Source organism: Paracoccus versutus (genome assembly GCF_000763885.1).
Taxonomy (GTDB): Bacteria; Pseudomonadota; Alphaproteobacteria; order Rhodobacterales; family Rhodobacteraceae; genus Paracoccus; species Paracoccus versutus.
Map to the genome: position 1 here is coordinate 1 of NZ_JRKO01000124.1, position 3,816 is coordinate 3,816.

Annotated in this window: 4 protein-coding genes; all 4 read left to right on the top strand. The window is 58.5% G+C overall.

Features of this window, described 5'->3' with window-relative positions; all coding sequences use genetic code 11:
* Window positions 1-380: 380 nt before the first annotated feature.
* The 4 genes from IT40_RS25965 to IT40_RS29080 all read left to right on the top strand — a co-directional run bounded on the left by IT40_RS25965 (window position 381) and on the right by IT40_RS29080 (window position 3,764).
* Window positions 381-2,180: a site-specific integrase gene (locus tag IT40_RS25965; protein WP_036761343.1), complete on the top strand. Its 1,800-nt coding sequence runs from the start codon at window positions 381-383 to the stop codon at window positions 2,178-2,180.
* 84 nt (window positions 2,181-2,264) lie between these two features.
* Window positions 2,265-3,485: a phage portal protein gene (locus tag IT40_RS25970; protein ID WP_157034116.1), complete on the top strand. Its 1,221-nt coding sequence runs from the start codon at window positions 2,265-2,267 to the stop codon at window positions 3,483-3,485.
* On the top strand, window positions 3,478-3,612 hold the full coding sequence (locus tag IT40_RS30610) for a hypothetical protein (RefSeq protein ID WP_275600424.1): 135 nt from the start codon (window positions 3,478-3,480) through the stop codon (window positions 3,610-3,612). Before IT40_RS25970 ends, IT40_RS30610 begins: the two co-directional genes overlap by 8 nt.
* Window positions 3,609-3,764 carry a hypothetical protein gene (locus tag IT40_RS29080; protein ID WP_157034117.1) on the top strand — a complete coding sequence of 52 codons (156 nt, stop codon included), beginning with the start codon at window positions 3,609-3,611 and terminating at the stop codon, window positions 3,762-3,764. The genes IT40_RS30610 and IT40_RS29080 overlap by 4 nt, the downstream gene beginning before the upstream one ends.
* Window positions 3,765-3,816 lie beyond the last annotated feature (52 nt).

Sequence of the window (3,816 nt, forward strand, 5' to 3'; positions counted from 1 at the left end):
GCTTACGCGGCCCCACTGGGGCCACGGTCCCCTCTTCATCGGTAAAACGGCTCTTCCTCATCTCGTCTGCTCCTTCAGATTGGGCAGACGCTACATCACGGCGAGGGAACTTCCGGGGGGCAGGTCAGCCTCACCGGTCGGTGACTGCGTTCAGCGACCTTGCGACCCGTTAGGCTGATGATCGCGCTAGAAGAAATCCTGGTCCGCGAACTCTCTTGGTCTGTCAACAATCACTGTGATGATTTGGCTGGGACGGTAGGACATTAATCCAATTTTTTCTAGCGCACTGAAATCGAACAAGTAACTGACTTTCCTTGACGATTCACGCTGAATCTGTAACACATGACTGTAACACACAACCGTTCCATGTGGTGCAGAAAATGGCCCGAGTTAGTCACCTGTTAAGACGTGGCGCGTCCTATTCCGCGCGCATCCGAGTGCCTCTTGATCTAGTGGACGTGGTGGGCAAACGTGAGCTTGTCCGCGCATTGGGAACCAGCGATGAGGTTGAAGCTAAGCGTCGCTTGTGGCCGATCATCAGCGAGTGGAACCGCCAATTTGAAGACATGCGCGCCCGCCGCGCCCTGGTCCCGTCCGATATGGAAAACGCGACATGGGATCATTATACAGAGGCGCTTGCCCGTGATGATGAAGCTCGCACCCGGCTACCCGAGAGCGCCGAGATCGAGGCTGAAAAGGCAAAGCTTATGGACCGGGTGGGGCGCGGCGAGATCGCCAGCACCGACCCCTTGGTGATCTTGGACGCTACGCTTGACCTTAAGTCAAAGCAGGAAGCCGCCGATGTCGCGTCCGACATGAGGCAAGCGAAGTTGGCCGATCTGCGGAAGCACCTGACCAAAGGCGAAACGTCGCTGATCGCAGCTGATGTTGACGACTATCTACTCCGCCACAAGCTGCTGGTGGATCGCGGAACACCTGACTGGATCAGCCTTGCCCGGCACATGATGCGCGCCGAGATCGAGGCGCTACAGCGCACCCTAGAGCGCGATAGGGGCGACTACACCGGCCATCCTGCCGATCCGCTGGTGAAGCCTGCCACCGGCCCGCGCCGCGAGGCTGCAAAGCCCGGCGAATCCATCATGGAGATTTTCGAGATTTTCGCCCGCGAGAACCCGAGCGGCGTGGCAAAGGATCGCATGGACCAATGCCGCCGCGATATTGGCACCTTTGTTGATCTGGTGGGCGCGAGTTTCCCCATTGCCAAGATCAGTAAAGCCGAGGTCCGCGACTGGAAACAGCTTCTAGTGAAATACCCGGTTAAAGCGACCGAGACAAAAGCCTTCGCAGGTATGAACATTCAACAGGTGATCAAGGCGAATGAGCGAATCGGCAAGCCGGTTATCGCTGACCGGACGGTTAACCGCTATCTGTCCAGCCTGTCGGCATTCCTGACATGGGCTGTCGATAACGGATACCTCGATCAGAACCCGGTTGATGGCTTGATGTTGCGGAAGGAAAAGAAATCTACAACGCTGCCGTTCAGGGCGGAACAGCTAACCATGCTGTTCAACTCGCCTTGGTTCGCGGGATGCCAGAGCGCCGAGGAATGGCGCAACGTTGCCAAGCCGGGCAATGTCCTGATCCGCGACCATCGGTATTGGGTGCCGCTGATCATGCTGTTCTCGGGTGCCCGTCCCGGCGAGATAGGCCAGCTTGCTGTTTCCGATGTTCGACAAGAGCATGGACACTGGATCATGCACATCACGACCGAAGGGGAAGCAACAGGCGAAGGGAAATCGGTAAAGACCGAAGGTTCCATGCGCGTTGTCCCGGTTCACCCCGAGCTAATCCGACTCGGCTTCATCCGGTATCACGAAAAGCGCGTGAAGCAGGGCGGAGCGGCTCTGTTCCCTGATGCGGTGCGGAATGAGCGCGGGCAGATGATGGCCGATGTTTCGCGCGAGTTTGGCCGGTATCTCACGCGGATCGGCTTGAAGCAGGGCAGGGGGCTGTCTCTTTACAGCTTCCGCCACGGTGCCGCTGATGCCCTACGGCGAGCGGGCTATCTCGACAATCAATTCGGCTTCATCCTCGGTCACACCGAGGCCACCATGACCGGGCGTTATGGCATCATGCCGCAAGGGATGCTGCAACAGCGCGTGGAACTTGTGCAGGCGATTGCCTATCCCGAGCTTGATCTATCGCATCTTTCATCTTGAATAAAATTCATAACAACATGAGCACTTGTAATAACTAACCATTGCGTTACATTGAAACGCAGGAAGTTTTGCGAGTGCCTGTTAATGAGTATCACCCAGCGCCTTGCCCGGTTGTTCGGGCAAGGCGCCACCGAACAAAAAGCCTTCACCCTGACCAGCCCCGAGGCGTTCGGCCTATTCGGTGGCCTGCCTGCTCGGTCTGGCGTTACCGTCACCAGCTCCACCGCCCTGCGCGTTCCTGCCGTTGCTGCTGCTGTCGGGCTTATCTCGGAAGCCTGCGGCAATCTGCCGTTCAAGCTGCACGACCGCGACACCCGCGAGCCGCAGAAGGATCATCCGGCCTATGAATTGATCCACGGCGAGGCGAACCCATGGACCAGCACCGAGGAACTGCGCGAGCACCTGACCCGCGATGCGCTGCTAACCGGCTCTGGTTTTGCCCAGGTGGTGCGCAATGGCGCAGGCCAGCCCCTCGAACTGCACCGGATCGACCCCGGCGCGGTATCGGTCGAAACTGACAATTACGGCGAACCGTCCTATCGCATCCGGCTGAAAGGTGGCGGCGATACGCTGCTATCCTATACCGATGTGCTGCACATCAGCACCTTGGACGGCGTTTCCCCGATCACCCATGCCAAGGAAGCTATTGGCCTTGCGCTGGCGGCAGAACAGCACCTTGCGAATTGGTATAGCCGTTCTGGGCGTCCTGGTGGCTATCTTTCGACTGACCAGAATATCGGAAAGGATGAGGCGGTCAATACTATCCGGGCGTTTATGGAGGGCCATACCGGCGAAGAATCTGGACGCCCGGCCATTTTTGGCAATGGCATGAAATATTATCCTGTTGCCACCAGCAACACGGATGCGGAGTTCTATAATAACCGCATCGAGCAAATCCGCGAAATCGCCCGCGCGTTCCGTATCCCGCCGACCATGCTTTTTGAACTTTCGCGCGGCACCTGGTCCAATACCGAGCAAATGGGCCAGCAATTCCTGACCCTGACCTTGCGCCCTTGGTTGAAACGCTGGCAATCGGCTTATGCGCGCGTCCTGCTTTCGCCCGAGGATCGCAAAGACTTGTATATCGAGGCTGAAACCAAAGACCTGATGGCGCTGGACTTCGCTGTTCAAGCCACCGCGTTTAGCCAATTCGTCGCCATGCGTGCCATGACCCCGAACGAGGTCCGGGCTGCGCTGAATAAGCCGCCGCTGCCCGGCGGCGACGAGCTTGCTAATCCATTTACCACCTCGGGCGGCACGACCGCACCGGCACCGAAACCCCAAGAGGAAAACCCTGATGAATGATACCTCGCAAAGCCCGCTGGAAATGCTGGCGGCGCTAGAAATCGCCCTGGCATTGGTCAATGCTGGCATCCTGACCGCCGACGAACTGCGCGCCATGATGGGCCTGCCTGTCAAGGGTGACGCATGATCGCGCCCCTACAGCCGTGGCAAGAGACCACCGTTCGCGCGATCCTCGGCCCGTGCGCGAAACTGCGCCCCGTCAGCTTCACTATTCCGCGCGGTGATCGCGTGGCGCTATCGGCGAAGCTGGCTGCCTTTCATGAAGGCGCGCGGGCATGATCGGCATTAACGCCTTTTTCGGCGACAAGGAACGCCCTTTCACCCTGTCCGA